This window comes from Pantoea sp. Z09 (assembly GCF_022394795.1).
In the GTDB taxonomy this organism is placed as follows: Bacteria; Pseudomonadota; Gammaproteobacteria; order Enterobacterales; family Enterobacteriaceae; genus Pantoea; species Pantoea latae.
Genome location: NZ_CP092373.1, coordinates 731,439 through 747,218, shown reverse-complemented (window position 1 = coordinate 747,218; position 15,780 = coordinate 731,439). Strand labels below are relative to the sequence as shown.

General features: G+C 61.0%; 13 protein-coding genes. 2 read left to right on the top strand and 11 right to left on the bottom strand.

Annotation, left to right across the window (positions count from 1 at the left end; translation table 11 throughout):
- Positions 1 to 15: 15 nt before the first annotated feature.
- From argO to epd, 5 genes are all read right to left on the bottom strand, one after another.
- Positions 16 to 639: an arginine exporter ArgO gene (argO, locus tag MC269_RS03635; RefSeq protein ID WP_239954013.1), complete on the bottom strand. Its 624-nt coding sequence runs from the start codon at positions 637 to 639 to the stop codon at positions 16 to 18.
- Positions 640 to 765: 126 nt separating this feature from the next.
- Entirely contained in the window at positions 766 to 1,638 is an 873-nt protein-coding gene (gene mscS / locus MC269_RS03630; protein WP_081140893.1) for a small-conductance mechanosensitive channel MscS, read from the bottom strand.
- 209 nt (positions 1,639 to 1,847) lie between these two features.
- Entirely contained in the window at positions 1,848 to 2,927 is a 1,080-nt protein-coding gene (gene fbaA / locus MC269_RS03625; protein WP_239954011.1) for a class II fructose-bisphosphate aldolase, read from the bottom strand.
- A gap of 103 nt (positions 2,928 to 3,030) precedes the next feature.
- Complete coding sequence (gene pgk, locus MC269_RS03620; protein ID WP_081140891.1) at positions 3,031 to 4,194, bottom strand: phosphoglycerate kinase; 1,164 nt, start codon at positions 4,192 to 4,194, stop codon at positions 3,031 to 3,033.
- Between the two features lie 51 nt (positions 4,195 to 4,245).
- On the bottom strand, positions 4,246 to 5,265 hold the full coding sequence (gene epd / locus MC269_RS03615; protein WP_239954010.1) for an erythrose-4-phosphate dehydrogenase: 1,020 nt from the start codon (positions 5,263 to 5,265) through the stop codon (positions 4,246 to 4,248).
- A 480-nt stretch (positions 5,266 to 5,745) separates the two neighbouring features.
- Between epd and MC269_RS03610 the strand changes: the two genes are divergently transcribed.
- Positions 5,746 to 6,270, top strand: a complete 525-nt coding sequence (locus MC269_RS03610; protein ID WP_239954007.1) for a polymer-forming cytoskeletal protein — start codon at positions 5,746 to 5,748, stop codon at positions 6,268 to 6,270.
- Between the two features lie 30 nt (positions 6,271 to 6,300).
- Here the strand turns inward: MC269_RS03610 and tkt are convergent, their stop codons facing one another.
- On the bottom strand, positions 6,301 to 8,292 hold the full coding sequence (gene tkt / locus MC269_RS03605; protein WP_239954006.1) for a transketolase: 1,992 nt from the start codon (positions 8,290 to 8,292) through the stop codon (positions 6,301 to 6,303).
- Positions 8,293 to 8,565: 273 nt separating this feature from the next.
- On the opposite strand from tkt, the gene MC269_RS03600 reads away from it, so the two are divergent.
- Positions 8,566 to 9,324, top strand: a complete 759-nt coding sequence (locus MC269_RS03600) for a M48 family metallopeptidase (RefSeq protein WP_239954004.1) — start codon at positions 8,566 to 8,568, stop codon at positions 9,322 to 9,324.
- A 34-nt stretch (positions 9,325 to 9,358) separates the two neighbouring features.
- On the opposite strand, the gene MC269_RS03595 is transcribed toward MC269_RS03600, so the two are convergent.
- The 5 genes from MC269_RS03595 to MC269_RS03575 form a co-directional block, all read right to left on the bottom strand.
- Positions 9,359 to 9,766, bottom strand: coding sequence for a YidB family protein (locus MC269_RS03595; RefSeq protein ID WP_081140886.1), 408 nt, complete (start codon positions 9,764 to 9,766; stop codon positions 9,359 to 9,361).
- Between the two features lie 55 nt (positions 9,767 to 9,821).
- The gene (gene speB / locus MC269_RS03590) at positions 9,822 to 10,745 is read right to left on the bottom strand and encodes an agmatinase (RefSeq protein ID WP_081140885.1); all 924 of its coding nucleotides are present in this window, start codon (positions 10,743 to 10,745) and stop codon (positions 9,822 to 9,824) included.
- 187 nt (positions 10,746 to 10,932) lie between these two features.
- A complete protein-coding gene (locus tag MC269_RS03585; RefSeq protein WP_239954002.1) occupies positions 10,933 to 12,153 on the bottom strand; it encodes an HlyD family type I secretion periplasmic adaptor subunit in 1,221 nt (406 codons plus the stop codon).
- Positions 12,150 to 14,330 (bottom strand): type I secretion system permease/ATPase, encoded by a 2,181-nt coding sequence (locus tag MC269_RS03580; protein WP_239954000.1) that lies wholly within the window; start codon positions 14,328 to 14,330, stop codon positions 12,150 to 12,152. The genes MC269_RS03585 and MC269_RS03580 overlap by 4 nt, the downstream gene beginning before the upstream one ends.
- Positions 14,327 to 15,670 (bottom strand): TolC family outer membrane protein, encoded by a 1,344-nt coding sequence (locus MC269_RS03575; protein ID WP_371824355.1) that lies wholly within the window; start codon positions 15,668 to 15,670, stop codon positions 14,327 to 14,329. Before MC269_RS03575 ends, MC269_RS03580 begins: the two co-directional genes overlap by 4 nt.
- Positions 15,671 to 15,780 lie beyond the last annotated feature (110 nt).

Below are 15,780 nucleotides of genomic sequence, written 5' to 3'. Positions count from 1 at the left end.
TTCAGACTATTCGAATCAGAAATTCGCTACGCCCTGCAGCGCCAGCTGGCTGGCGATAACCCACATCACCGCACCCACCAGCAGGTTGATTACGCGCTGCGCGCCGGCGGTACGCAAGCGCGGCGAGAGCCAGGCCGCCATCAGCGCCAGGCCGAAAAACCAGATCACCGAGGCGCTGATGGTGCCGAGCGCGTACCAGTGCCGCGCCGCCTGCGTCGGCAGCTGGCTGCCCAGGCTGCCCAGCACCACGAAGGTGTCGAGATAGACGTGCGGATTAAGCCAGGTGACCGCCAGCATAGTGGCGACGATACGCCAGCGACTCTGTGTCAGCTCACCGCTGCTGGCCAGATCGACATGGCCGCTAAACGCGGCGCGCAGTGCATTCCAGCCGTACCAGAGTAAAAAAGCCACGCCAGCCCACGTGATCAGCATCAACAGCAGCGGCGACTGATGCAGCAAAGCGCTGCCGCCAAAGATGCCGCCGCAGATCAGTGCAATGTCGCTCAGGGTGCAGAGCGAGGCGGTCATCAGATGATACTGGCGCTTCACGCCCTGATTCATCACGAAAGCGTTTTGCGGCCCCAGCGGCAGAATAAGCGAGGCGCCAAGGGCAAGCCCTTGTAAATAGAGAGATAACACAGCATTTTCCTTACATCGGCGAGATGCAGGAGAGTATAGAGAGGCGGTATTATTAGCGGAAATGGAAAAAATTAATCAGGCATTAGACAGGTTAATAGGGGCGACGCTGTCGCCGCCCCGGTTTCATTACGGCGCTTTGGTTTCCGCTTCCGGCTGGCTGGCCTGATGCAGATGCACATCCATTTGCGGGTAAGGAATGCCGATGCCTTTCGCATCGAGCGCGCGCTTAAAGTTCTTCAGCAGATCCCAGTAAACGTTCTGCAGATCGCCGCTGTTGCTCCAGCAGCGCACCACAAAGTTAAGCGACGAGGCGGCCAGCTCGTTGAGGCCGATCTGCACGCCCATATCCTGCAGCACGCGCGGATCGCTCTTCACCACCTCTTCCAGCAGCGCAATCACTTCATCCACGTCCGCGTCATAGGCGACGCCGATAATAAACTCGTTGCGGCGCACCGGCTCGCGCGAGAAGTTAACGATGTTGCCGGCGATGATTTTGCCGTTCGGCACCACGACGATTTTGCCGTCGGCGCTCTTCAGGGTGGTAGAGAAGATCTGCACGTTAAGCACCGTGCCCATCACGCCGCCCAGATCGACGAACTCGCCCGCGCGGAAAGGACGGAAGGTTACCAGCAGCACGCCCGCCGCGAGGTTAGAGAGCGACCCCTGCAGCGCCAGACCGACCGCCAGACCAGCGGCGCCGAGCACGGCGATGACCGACGCGGTCTGCACGCCGACGCGTCCCAGCGCGGCGATCAGCGTAAAGGCGATAATGCCGTAGCGCACCAGCGCCGAGAGGAAGTCCGCCACCGTTTTATCAATGTGACGCGCCACCAGCACGCGATTGATGCCGCGTGAAATGATGCGCGCCACAATCATCCCCAGTATCAGGATAACGATAGCCGCGACGATATTGACCGCATAGCTGAGGATCAGCGCCTGATTGCGCACCAGCCAGCCGCCGGCGTTATGTATGCCGTCTACGACATTTAAGTCTTCCATATGAGAGCCCTGTTGTTGAATTCCCTGCCGGGAAGGTCAAATCACAGCCAGAAAGTTCCGGCAAACCAGCTATCAAGGGTAATCAAGAATCGGGGGATATGCCAAATCTGCGTTGAATTTGCTGTGAATTTGAGCGGAATAGCGCAATAGCAGGATAAAAAAAGGCCAGATCCGAAGATCTGGCCTGTGCAGTTAACCCGCGTGGCGGATTACAGACGATCGATGGCGTTCAGCTCTTTGAAAGCCTGCTCGAGGCGCACGACCATGGAGGCCTGCGCTGAACGCAGCCAGACGCGCGGATCGTAGTATTTCTTGTTCGGGCTGTCCGGGCCCTGCGGGTTGCCGAGCTGCGCCTGCAGATACGCTTCGTTCTTTTTGTAGTACTGCAGGATACCGTCCCAGGTGGCCCACTGGGTGTCGGTATCGATGTTCATTTTGATCACGCCGTAGCTGATCGACTCTTCGATTTCCGCTGCGGAAGAACCGGAACCGCCGTGGAAAACGAAGTCCAGCGCGTTGTGCGGCAGGCCATGTTTTTCACACACGTATTTCTGCGAGTCGCGCAGAATGGTCGGGGTCAGCTTGACGTTGCCTGGCTTGTAGACGCCGTGCACGTTGCCGAAAGAGGCAGCGATAGTGAAACGCTTGCTGATTTTGCTCAGTTCGGTGTAGGCGTAATCAACATCTTCCGGCTGGCTGTAGAGTGCGGAAGCGTCAACGTGGCTGTTGTCCACGCCATCTTCTTCGCCGCCGGTCACGCCCAGCTCGATCTCCAGCGTCATGCCCAGCTTGTCCATACGCGCCAGGTATTTGCTGCAAATCTCGATGTTCTCTTCCAGCGACTCTTCAGAGAGGTCGATCATGTGAGAAGAGAACAGCGGTTTGCCGGTTTTCTCGAAGTGCGCTTCGCCTGCGTCCAGCAGACCGTCGATCCACGGCAACAGTTTCTTCGCGCAGTGGTCGGTGTGCAGGATAACCGGCACGCCATACTGTTCAGCCATCAGGTGAACGTGATGCGCGCCTGAGATAGCGCCGAAAATGGCTGCGCCCTGCGGCTTGTCGGTTTTGAAACCTTTGCCGGCGATAAACGCGGCGCCGCCGTTAGAGAACTGGACGATAACCGGCGCTTTCACTTTCGCGGCGGCTTCCAGCACGGCGTTGATGGAGTCGGTGCCGACGCAGTTTACCGCTGGCAGCGCGAATTTGTTCTCTTTCGCGACCTGGAAGATCTTCTGAACGTCGTCGCCAGTGACAACGCCGGGTTTAACGAAATCAAAAATTTTAGACATGATTGTGTCCTGTTTCGTGACCGACTATCCCCTGAGGGACAGCGCTTTAAACGCCCTACGGGCAAGACTTCAGGCGACGCGGCAGCGCGTCGCCCCCAAAGGATTACTGCTTAGCACGCTCTTCCAGCATGGCGACCGCAGGCAGTTTCTTGCCTTCGACGAACTCAAGGAACGCGCCGCCGCCGGTAGAGATGTAAGAGATTTTGTCTTCGATGCCGAACAGGTCGATAGCCGCCAGGGTATCGCCGCCGCCCGCAACAGAGAAGGCGTCGCTGTCAGCGATGGCATTGGCGACGATCTCGGTGCCCTTACGGAAGTTCGGGAACTCGAACACGCCGACCGGGCCGTTCCACAGAATGGTTTTCGCCTCTTTCAGCACTTTCGCCATCGCCTGCGCGGTTTCGTCGCCGAAGTCCATAATCTCTTCGTTATCCGCCACTTCGGAAACCTTTTTCACCGTTGCCGGCGCAGTTTCAGAGAATTCCGTGCCAACGCGTGAGTCGGTCGGCACCGGAATGCCGTACTGATCGCGCAGGCCTTTCGCCGCTTCAACGAAGTCCGGCTCGTAAAGTGATTTGCCGACGTTGTTGTCGATAGCCACAAAGGTGTTGGCGATGCCGCCGCCGACGATCACGGTGTCAGCGATTTTCACCAGCGACTGCAGCACGTCGAATTTGGTCGAAACTTTAGAGCCGCCGACCACTGCGACCAGCGGACGCTCCGGGTTGCTCATCACTTTGCCCAGCGCTTCCAGCTCGGCCGACAGCAGCGGACCGGCGCAGGCGATTGGCGCGAACTTGCCGACGCCGTGCGTTGACGCCTGGGCGCGGTGTGCGGTGCCAAACGCGTCCATCACAAACACGTCGCACAGCGCGGCGTATTTTTTCGACAGCGTTTCGTCGTCTTTCTTCTCGCCTTTGTTAAAGCGCACGTTTTCCAGCACCACCAGCTCGCCCGCGCCGACTTCAACGCCGTCGAGGTACTCTTTTGCCAGGGTGACTTTGGTGCCGTTCAGTTTATCTTTCAGATAGTTAACAACAGGCAGCAGGGAGAATTCTTCGTTGTATTCACCTTCGGTCGGGCGACCCAGGTGAGAGGTGACCATCACTTTTGCGCCCTGTTTCAACGCCGATTCGATGGTAGGCAGAGAAGCACGGATACGTGCGTCTGACGTCACTTTCCCTTCTTTTACTGGTACGTTGAGATCGGCGCGGATCAGAACGCGCTTACCAGCCAGATCCAAATCGGACATCTTAATTACAGACATGGTGAACCCTCTCGTTGATTCTCGTAAGTTTTGTCAGGCGCAAACCGCGCCTTACCTGAAACCGCTTGCGGCCATCGCTAACGTCGTGTCGAGCATTCGGTTAGCAAAGCCCCATTCGTTGTCGCACCAGACCAGGGTCTTGATCAGGCGCTGACCGCTGACCCGCGTTTGCGTGCCGTCCACAATGGCACTGTGCGGATCGTGGTTAAAATCTACTGAGACTAACGGTAATTCCGTATAGTCAACTATACCACGAAATGCCCCCTCTGACGCGTTTTGCAGCAGCGCGTTGACCTCGCTGGCCCTGACCGACTGGCGTACGGAAACGCTGAGATCGATGGCCGTAACGTTGATGGTAGGCACGCGTACCGCGATCGCTTCAAAGCGGTCATTAAATTTCGGAAAAATACGGGTGATGCCGGCGGCCAGTTTGGTGTCGACCGGAATGATCGACTGACTGGCGGCGCGCGTACGGCGCAGATCGCTGTGGTAGGCGTCAATCACCTGCTGATCGTGCATCGCCGAGTGAATGGTGGTGACGGTGCCCGACTCGATGCCGAAGGCGTCGTCCAGCAGTTTGATCACCGGAATAATGCAGTTGGTGGTGCAGGAGGCGTTAGAGACGATGCGGTCTTCCTGCTTCAGCGCCTTTTCGTTCACGCCGAACACCACGGTGGCGTCGAGATCGTTGCCGCCTGGATGGGAGAACAGCACCTTCTTCGCGCCCGCCTGCAGATGCGCCTCGCCGTCTGCCCGGCTGCCGTAAACGCCGGTGCACTCCAGCACGATGTCGACGTTAAGCTCGCGCCACGGCAGCGCGTCGATATCGGCATGATGCAGGATGCGGATGGTATCGTCGCCGACCCACAGCAGGTCGCGCTCCTGACGCACGTCAAAAGCGAAACGCCCGTGGCTGGTGTCATATTTCAGCAGGTGCGCCATACCGGCCGCTTCCGCCAGTTCGTTGATCGCCACCACCGTGATTTCTGCTCGCCGCCCGGTTTCATAGAGCGCGCGCAGCACGTTGCGTCCAATGCGACCAAATCCATTAATGGCAATGCGAACCGTCATATCACCCCAGCAGTTAAATTCAGTGCAAAATCGGAACGATAGCCTGAGCCAGACATTCACGTTTGTACAGGAAATTCTTGCGCTTTTGCCACGGCATACCGCCGGAAAAAACGCCGTCGCAGCGCGGACTGAAACGGTTCAGCTACAATAAAGAGAAGCAGTAATAATTGGAATGCGTCAGATCAAATCAGAATTTAAAAATCTGACCAGGATCACACTTGAATCGTTGCGATGGATATAAAACGACCGCCAGACGCGCCCCGCTTTAGTAAAGTAACCCTGCATAGCGCCTGGCAACCGGCGCGTTCTGATGGCAGACAAGTGATGAACTACAACCTGCTTTGGTATCTCTGGTTTCTCTGGGCCTGCGCGCTGGGCGCCTGGCTGTTTGGCTGGCGTATAACGCTGCTGCTGGCTGTCATGATGACGCCGATTGCCCATGCCGCGTTCAGAGGATCAAAATTGAATAAGGGAATAATCATGTTTAAACGCAAAGCGCCGCCGGCCAGCGACGGCGATGTCGCCATGCCCGACATGGCGGCGACCTCAGAGGAACAGGATCAGGCGGCGCGCCTTTTCGGCGGCACTATGATTAAAGCCGCGCCCGCCGCTATCACCACCATTCAGGAGAGCTGCACCATCGTCGGCGAGATCACCGCCGAGGGCGACGTGCACATCAATGGCAGCGTGACCGGCAAAATCATGGCGCAAAAAACCGTGGTGCTGCAAAAACAGGGATGCGTCGACGGCGAGATCTATGCGCAGCGCACCGAGATCGGCGGCAGGCTAAAGGGGTTATGTCGCAGTCGCGAAGTGGCGGTTAACGCCGAGGGCGTTATGGAGGGCACCATTGAGTGCGAATCGCTGGCGGTGCATCCAGAGGGACGCTTTTATGGCTCTTCGCTTCCCTGGGAACAGGAGAAGAGAGAGAACGGCCTGACCGACGCGCCTGCGCCCGACGGTCAGACCTTTCAGCTGCACAAGGCGACGCTATTGCAGCCGTAGCCCTGTTGGATTCGCCCGCCTGCGCGGGCTTTACAGCACCGCTTTCGCCTGCGCCACGACGTTGTCGACGGTAAAGCCGAACAGCTCGAACAGCTGCTCAGCCGGGGCGGATTCGCCGAAGGTGGTCATGCCTACTACCGCGCCGTGCAGGCCGGTATATTTCTGCCAATAGTCGGCGATGCCCGCTTCAATCGCGACGCGCGCGCCGATCGCTTTCGGCAGCACCGCTTCGCGGTAGGCGGCATCCTGCTTGTCGAACGCGTCGGTAGACGGCATAGAGACCACGCGCGCCTTGATGCCTTCGCTGCTCAGCCTGTCGTATGCCGCGACCGCCAGTTCGACTTCGGAACCGGTGGCGATCAGGATCACCTCTGGCTGGCCGTCGCACCCTTTCAGGATGTAGCCGCCGCGTGCGATGTTCGCCAGCTGCTCAGGGGTGCGATCCTGCTGCGCCAGGTTCTGGCGAGAGAAGATCAGCGCGCTCGGGCCATCTTTGCGCTCAATAGCGTATTTCCACGCCACGGCGGATTCAACCTGATCGCACGGGCGCCAGGTGCTCATGTTCGGCGTGGTGCGCAGGCTGGCAAGCTGCTCGACCGGCTGGTGCGTCGGGCCATCTTCGCCCAGACCGATAGAGTCGTGGGTGTAGACCATGATCTGACGGATCTTCATCAGCGCCGCCATACGCGCCGCGTTGCGCGCATATTCCACGAACATCAGGAAGGTGGCGGTGTACGGCAGGAAGCCGCCGTGCAGCGCGATACCGTTGGCGATGGCGGTCATACCGAACTCGCGCACGCCGTAGTGGATATAGTTGCCCGCTGCGTCGACGTTGATCGGCTTAGAGCCGGACCACATGGTCAGGTTGCTCGGCGCCAGGTCAGCGGAGCCGCCCAGGTATTCCGGCAGCAGCTTGCCGAACGCTTCAATGGCGTTCTGGGATGCTTTACGGCTGGCGATTTTCGCCGGGTTCGCCTGCAGCTGTTCAATAAATTTCTGCGACGCTTCCTGCCAGTCAGCCGGCAGCTCGTTGCTGACGCGACGTTTGAATTCGGCAGCCAGCTCCGGGAACGCCTGCGCGTAGGCGGCGAATTTCTCGTCCCACTTCGCCTCTTTCGCCTGGCCCGCTTCTTTCGCGTCCCACTCGGCGTAGATCTCTGACGGGATCACGAACGGCGCGTGCGCCCAGCCCAGCTGTTTACGGGTCAGCGCCACTTCGTCTTCGCCCAGCGGCGCGCCGTGCGAGTCGTGGGTGCCGGCCTTGTTCGGCGAACCGAAGCCGATAACGGTTTTGCACATCAGCAGCGAAGGCTTATCGCTCACCGCTTTGGCTTCGTCGATCGCTTTGGCGATGGCGTCTGCGTCGTGGCCGTCTACGCCGCGCACCACGTGCCAGCCGTAGGCTTCAAAGCGTTTGGCGGTGTCGTCGGTAAACCAGCCGTCGATGTGGCCGTCGATAGAGATGCCGTTGTCGTCATAGAACGCCACCAGCTTGCCCAGCTTCAGGGTGCCGGCCAGCGAGCAGACTTCATGCGAAATGCCTTCCATCATGCAGCCGTCGCCCATAAACACCCAGGTGTTGTGATCGACGATATCGTGACCCGGACGGTTGAACTGCGCCGCCAGCGTGCGCTCGGCGATGGCGAAGCCGACCGCGTTGGCGATGCCCTGGCCCAGCGGGCCGGTGGTGGTTTCCACGCCTGGGGTGTAGCCATATTCCGGGTGACCTGGAGTTTTAGAGTGCAGCTGGCGGAAGTTCTGCAGCTCGCTCAGCGGCAGATCGTAGCCGGTGAGGTGCAGCAGGCTGTAAATCAGCATGGAGCCGTGGCCGTTCGACAGCACGAAGCGGTCGCGATCGGCCCACTGCGGGTTGGTCGGGTTATGGTTCAGGTAGCCGCGCCACAGCACCTCGGCAATATCGGCCATACCCATCGGGGCCCCCGGATGTCCCGATTTGGCTTTCTGTACTGCGTCCATACTTAACGCGCGAATGGCGTTGGCAAGCTCTTTACGAGAGGGCATGTTCTACTCCAGGTCGGATGAATGATTCGCCTGTTTAAAGCATTGTTATTAATGGTTTATTAGGCAAAACAAGGAAAAAGTCGCTCATCAATGTACATGAAAATCGGGGCAAAAGTACATGCCGCGCCGTGCTAAATGTCACCGCTTCGTCTGGCATTTACGGCAATGTCTGCTAGCGCAGTCGCCAGCCACAGGCTATAACCCACTCGTTACCGTATCTGACCCTTTTTCAGATACGGGCTTTTCTCTCCTTGTTACTCACAGGATGTACGCATGAAAATCAAGACAGGTATTACGGCGATCGGCCTCGCGGCGCTGCTCAGCGGCTGCCAGGGCATGGACAACAACGCGCTGCTGCAGTCGGGCGCGCAGGCCTTCCAGGCCTATACCCTCAACGACGCACAGGTCAAACAGCTCAGCGATCAATCCTGCGCGCAGATGGATAAAGAGAATCAGCTGGCGCCCGCCGACAGCACCTACCAGCAGCGTCTTAACAAGATCGCCGCCGCGCTGGGGGACAATATCAACGGCACGCCGGCCAACTACCGCGTTTACCTCACCAAAGACGTCAACGCCTGGGCGATGGCGAACGGCTGCATCCGCGTCTACAGCGGGCTGATGGATATGATGGACGACAACGAAGTCGAAGGGGTGCTGGGGCATGAGATGGGCCACGTGGCGCTCGGCCATACGCGCAAGGCGATGCAGGTCGCCTTCGGCACCACGGCGGCGCGCACCGCGGCGGCGTCTGTCGGCGGCGTGATCGGCTCGCTGTCGCAGTCGCAGCTCGGCGATCTGGGCGAACAGCTGGTCAACGCGCAGTTCTCGCAGACCCAGGAGTCGCAGGCGGATGACTACTCCTACGATTTACTGAAGAAACGCGGCATCGATCCGCTGGGGCTGGCGACCAGCTTTGAGAAGCTGGCGAAAATGCAGCAGGGCCAGCAGAGCAGCCTGTTTGATTCGCATCCCGACTCCGCGGCGCGCGCGCAGCATATTCGCGAGCGCATCGCGGCGGACGGCGGAAAATAAGCGGATGTGCGCCGCCAGACGGCGGCGCACAACACTAGCGCTTAAACAGCCGATCGACCATCGATCCCAAATCGAGCTGCTTGTCGTGCAGGGATTGATCGTCCATCTGACCCTGCGGCGACATGCGGTCGACCAGGTGCGGCAGCAGCTCCGCCAGCTTGCCTGAGGCGCCGTCGACGTCGGTGCCGAGCTTCTGCGCCAGCGACTGCAGCGACGCCTCGCCGAACGCCGACTTCAGTTCGCCGCCGCTTACCGCCTGATTGCTGCCGGTGCCGATCCAGGAGCTGAGGATCTCCCCTAGCCCGCCCTGCTGAAACTTATGCAGCAGCACTTCGACGCCGCCCTGCTCCTGCACCCAGCTCCAGACCGCTTCCAGTTCGCCCAGGGTGTTGCGCCCGTTGCCGTGGCCCAGCGCGCCAACTAATTCATCCAGTAAGCCCATGATCGCCTCCCGTTTAGGTTAATCACCAGGCGTCAGCGCGCCCGGTGCGACTCGGTTACTTGCCTTTGTTAACAGCCTGAACGTGCAGCATATCCAGCGCCAGCGTCGCGGCGGCCAGCGAGGTCAGGTCGGCGTGATCGTAGCCCGGCGCCACTTCCACCAAATCCATGCCGACGATGTTCAGCCCCTGCAGGCCGCGCACCAGCTTGGTCGCTTTGTCGGTGGTCAGCCCGCCAATCACCGGCGTGCCGGTGCCGGGCGCGTGCGCCGGATCCAGGCAGTCGATATCGAACGTCAGGTAGACTGGCATATCGCCGACGGTGCGCTTCACCTCCGCCAGAATGTCATCCACGCTGCGATCGTTGACCTGCGCCGCATCCAGCACGTTAAAGCCGAGGCTTTTGTCGAACTCGGTGCGAATGCCGATCTGCACCGAGTGCTGCGGATCGATCAGCCCCTCTTGCGGCGCGGTAAAGAACATGGTGCCGTGGTCGAAGGTCGGGCCGTTGGAGTAAGTATCGGTATGGGCGTCAAAATGCACCAGCGCCAGTTTGCCGAAGTGCTTCGCGTGGGCGCGCAGCAGCGGCAGCGTCACGTAGTGGTCGCCGCCGAAGGTCAGCATGCGCTTGCCGTTCGCCAGCAGTTTTTCCGCGTGCGCCTGCAGCTTGTCGGAGAGATCCTGCGAGTCGCCGAAGGCGTAGACCAGATCGCCGCAGTCAACGACGTTCAGGCGCTGGCGCAGGTCGAAATCCCACGGCCAGCGGCAGCCTTCCCAGGCGAGGTTGGTGGAGATCTGGCGGATTGCGCCCGGCCCCAGACGGCTGCCCGGACGGCCAGAGGTGGCGGCGTCGAACGGCACGCCGGTGATCACCCACTCGGCGTCGCTGTCGTAAGGCTGGAAGTTCACCGGAAAACGCATGAAACCGAAGGCGTTTGAAACCAGCGAGTTGTCGTACTGATTGCCCAGGGTGTTATACATAAATCATCCTCACTGCCGCATGGCGTTAAGTTACTGGTGATAAAAGGGTAGATAAAAAAAATCCCCTCCGCGTCGTTAAACCCGACGAGGAAGGGATTTCAGCGTTGCCGCATGTCAGGCGATTATCGCGGAGTTCGGCGCGCGCTGCAATGCGCGGCGCGCCTGAACAGCCGTTGTTGAGACGCGATTAACGTTCTCGCAGCGCCTCTTTGGCGCGGTTGAACGGTTTGATCAGGTAATCCATCACCGTTTTCTCCCCGGTTTTGATATCCACGGTAGAGACCATGCCGGGGCTGATAGAGAAGCGGCGGCCCGCTTTGTTCTGCACGTAGTCGGTGTCGGTGCGAATAAAGACGCGGTAGTAGTAAATCTCCGGCTTCACCTCATCCTGAATGGTGTCGGGCGAGATGCTCTCTACCACGCCCTGCAGTCCGCCGTAGATGGCGTAGTCATAGGCGGAGATCTTCACCATCGCCTTCTGCCCCGGATGGATAAAGGCGATGTCGCGCGGCGAGAGGCGCGCCTCGATCAGCAGGCGGTCGTCCATCGGCACGATATTCATCAGTTCGCCGTTGGGCGGGATCACCCCGCCGACGGTGGTGACCTTGATGTTTTTCACGATGCCGCGCATCGGCGAGCGCAGCGTCAGACGACTGACGGTATCTTCGCGTCCCTTCACCGTTTGCGCCAGGCTGTCCGCTTCCGCTGACGCCTTCGCCAGATCCTCGCGCGCCTGCACGTAGTATTGCGAGCGCATATCGGTCAGCTTCAGCTCCAGATCGGACTTGTCGCGCTGCAGGCGCAGCACTTCGACGCTGCTGGCCGCGCCGCTTTTCGCCAGCCGCTGGGTGATCGCCAGCTCGCGGTTAGCCAGCCCGAGCGACTCCTGAATCTGCGCCGTGGCGTCCTTGAGCTGCGCGCGTCGCGTGGTATAGAGCCGGGTTTCCGAGGCGATCAGCTCGGGAAAGGCTTTGAGCTCCTCGGGAAAGCGCAAAGGCTGATCGTTGACCTCGGCATAGAGCCGCGCGCTGGCCGCCAGCGCGGCCCGGTAGCGCGCCGCGCTCTCGCCGACGCTGGAGACGGATCGCGTGGGATCGAGCTTCGCCACGATCTGCCCCGCCTGCACCCGATCCCCTTCATGCACGTTCAGCTCGGCGAGAATGCCGCCCTCCAGCGAACTCAGCACCTGATCGCGCGAGCTGGGGATCACCTTGCCGGTGCCGGTCGATACCTCGTCGAGCACGCCGAACCAGGCCCAGATCAGCCCCGCCAGCAGCAAAAAGAAGCTGATGACGATCAGGCGCACCGCGCCGCTGTAGTAGGTTTCCGAGCGCAGATCGCCGTTGAGATCGTCAGAGGTCTGCGCCTCGGGCGACACCAGCCGCAGTTTTGTCGATAGCTCGCTCATGCGTTATCCTCCGGGCGATTCAGCGCCGGCCGCGCAGGCGGCAGCGCGCTCTCTTTCGGGCTGTCCATCACCAGCTGCCCCTCTTTCAGCACCAGCACGCGATCTACCAGCGCGAGGATAGCGGCGCGGTGCGTCGCCACCACCAGCGTGCGGCCGTTGAGCCACTGGCCAAGCCGTTCGATAAACTCTTTTTCGGTGTGATCGTCCAGCGAGGCGGTCGGCTCATCCAGCAGCACGATATTGGGATCGCGCAGCAGCATGCGCGCCAGCAGCACCGACTGCCGCTGCCCGCCGGACAGCCCGACGCCGCCCTCCATCACCGGATGATCGAGTCCGAGCGGCAGACGACGAATAAAGTCGGCGCCGCCGCTTACCGTCAGCGCGGCGAAGATCGCCTCGTCGCTGGCGTGCGCCGCGCCCATCGTCAGGTTTTCGCGCAGCGTGCCGTGGAACAGCCGCGCATTCTGCGTCATCAGGCCGACGTTGCGCCGCACGTCAGCCAGATCGATATGCGGCAGGCTGAGGTTGTCGAGCCGCAGCTCGCCGCCCACCAGATCCATGCCGCCGATCATCGCCTGCAGCAGCGTCGATTTGCCCGATCCGTTGCGACCCAGCACCGCGACGCGCTCGCCCGGCCTGATGGTCAGGCTTTTAATGCGCAGCGCCACGGTGGCGGAGTCGCTGTAGTAGCGAAACATCGCCTCGCTGAACTGGTAGTGGCCAAACAGCACCGGGCAGTGGATGCGGGTTTCGTCTTTGCTGTTCTCCACCGGCAGCGCCATCAGCGCATCCAGGCTGGTTTTCGCCGCCTTCACCTGCTGCCAGCGCGCCAGCACGCCGCACAGGGTGCCCATCGGGGCGATCATACGCGACGAGAGCAGCGACGCCGCCACGATGGCGCCGGTGGTGATATCGCCGTTGATCACCATCGGCGCGCCAACCACGATTACGCTGGCGTAGACCAGCCCCTGTACCGTGACGCCCCAGCTGATCAGCGAGTGCATTACTTTGCGCATCTCCACGCCGGACTGCGCGGTGATGCGAATATAGCTGTTCCACTGCTGCAGAAAACGATCCTCCGCCTGCATCAGCTTGATATCCTCCAGCCCCTGCACGCTCTCCACCAGCACCGCGTTGCGCAGCGTCGACTCTTTCAGCGCCTGATGCGCCAGCCGCGCCAGGGTTTTCTGCTTCAGGATGCCGGGCAGGATCATCAGGATCACCGCCACCGGCGCGATCCACGCCAGCTGCGGCGCGATAATCGCCATCACCAGCATAAACAGCAGGAAGAACGGCATATCGACGATCGAGGAGACAGTGGTCGAGGTCACCATTTCGCGGATCGCCTCCAGCTCGCGCAGCTGCGAGATAAAGGTGCCGGTGGATCGGGGAATCGCGCTGTTGCGCAGGCGCAGCGCGTGGCCGAATACCCGATCGGAGACGCGCATATCCGCCCGCTTGCCGAGCAGATCGGTGACGTGATCGCGCCCGACGCGCAGAATATAGGTAAAGATCACCGAGATGATCACCCCGCCGTAGAGCACGTAGAGCGTGGGATAGGACTGCGCCGGGATCACCCGGTCGTAGACCTGCATCGAGAAGATGATCCCCACCAGCGCCAGCAGGTTGATCAGGAAGGATCCCAGCATCACGTAGCCGTAGGGCCGCAGATCGCGCAGCACCAGGCGGCGCAGCCAGTCCGGCTTGATGGTCTCCATAAAGCGATCGACGCGGCTGTCTTTGGCGGCGGTCAGCGGGCGAAAGGCGGCGGCGAAGCGAATATCGGGCAGCAGCGCGCCCAGCGCCAGCGGCGTCGGCTGCTCGTCGCCGCTGAAGTGCACGCGCACCTCGTCTTCACCGTCGAAGCTGACGATCACGCCGACCTGACCATCCGTCAGCTCGACCGCCAGCGGCAGCCGCCAGTGGTTAATCTCCCATTTCTTATCCTGATAGAGCTGCAGCGACATCCCGGCCTGACGCGCCAGATGGCGCAGCGCTTTGTCGCGCGTCTGCTTGCCCTGCCACTCGCTGGCGGCGAGGATCATGCCCGGCGAACAGGGCAGCCGATAGTGGCCGGCAATAAGAATAATGGCTGTCGCCCAGCCCGGTAGCGGCACCCCGCTTTCGTCCCCATCGGGCTTACCTGCGGGGGAATCTGGAAGCTGCATTTGCGTCATGGCTGGATCTCCACGGACTGGATCCGCTGATTATTCAGGGCGAACGCCGACCGCATATGGCCGGTGCTGTAAAGGCAGTCGAGCTGCAGCGAGCGGAGCTGGCTGATGGTTTGCTGCAGCGTGAAGCGGGTCTGGAACACCTCCTGTTCGGCGTTGAGCACGTCGAGCAGCGGCCGGGTGCCAAGCTGCAGATATTGATCCTGATAGAGTTCCTGGGTTTTCTCCCCCAGCCGCTGCTGCCGCGCCTGGATCGCCAGGCTGAGCGCCAGGCTCTGCGACTGACTCTGCGACTCGCTCAGCTGCTGGCGCGCTTTCAGCCGCGCCGAGTTGACCGCGGCGTTGGCGGCGGTCAGCGCGTTGGCGGCGGCGTTTCGGCTGGCGGTCATGCCGCCGCCCTGATAGAGCGGCATCTCCACTTTAACGAAGGCGGAATACTGCGTGCGGTCCAGCGTTTCGCTGTTGGCGTAGTGGTTGTTGAGATAGTGCGTCACCTGCGGCTCCAGCGAAATGGTGGGCAGCATTTGCGCGTTGGCGTTGTCGAGCTTCGCCTGCGCCTCGTTGGCCTGCGCCCAGGCGGCGAGCACCGCCGGGATCAGGCGGTCGTCCGCCTTCGCGGCGTCGCAGGAGCGCGTTAAGTTGTCGGGGAAAGCGTCGCTGACTTTTTTCACCAGCGGCCAGCCCAGATAAGTCGCCAGCGTGGCGCGCCAGCGGTCGAGGTTGGCCTGATACTGCGTCAGCACGGTGCGCGCCCCTTCGATGCGGGCGTCGGTTTGCGTTGCGTCGGAGAGCGAGGCGGCCCCTTCATCGTTGCGTCGACGCGCCAGATCGCCGATTTTCATCAGCGCGGTCAGCTGCTCCTGCGCGATCTTCACCAGCTGCTGATAGCCCTGCACCTGGATCAGCGCCGCCGCGGTGTCGTGCGCCACGGTGTCGATGCTCACCAGCACGTTTGCCTGCTGCTGCGCCACGCCCGCTTCGGCGGAGCGCACCGAGCTGCTGACCTTGCCGAAGTCGTAGAGCATCTGGGAGACCGACAGCACCACCGACGGGCTAAACCCCTTCTCGCTGTAGCTGTTGCTGTAGCCGTTGTTCAGGCCGCCGCTGACCTGCGGATAATATTTGGCTTTCGCCACATCTACCTGGTCGGCCTGCTCCATCAGCTTACCCACCGCCTCGGCGATATCGGGATGCCACTGGATCGCCCGCTGCACCGCCTGATTGAGAGTCAGGGTGTCAGGCACGCGCGCCAGCGCGGGTTCGGCGCTTTCGCCGGTCAGTGAGGGAAGGTCCTGCTGTGACGCCAGACCGGTTGCGGTGATCTGGCTGGCCGTTTGCATCATGTCGCTGCGGGCCGCCAGAGAGGAAGTTGTAAACAAAGCGATGCCAGCACAGAGAACGCTGAGCGTAAAAGAACGGCGATATATTGCGCTTGATTGCATCCGATCCATCG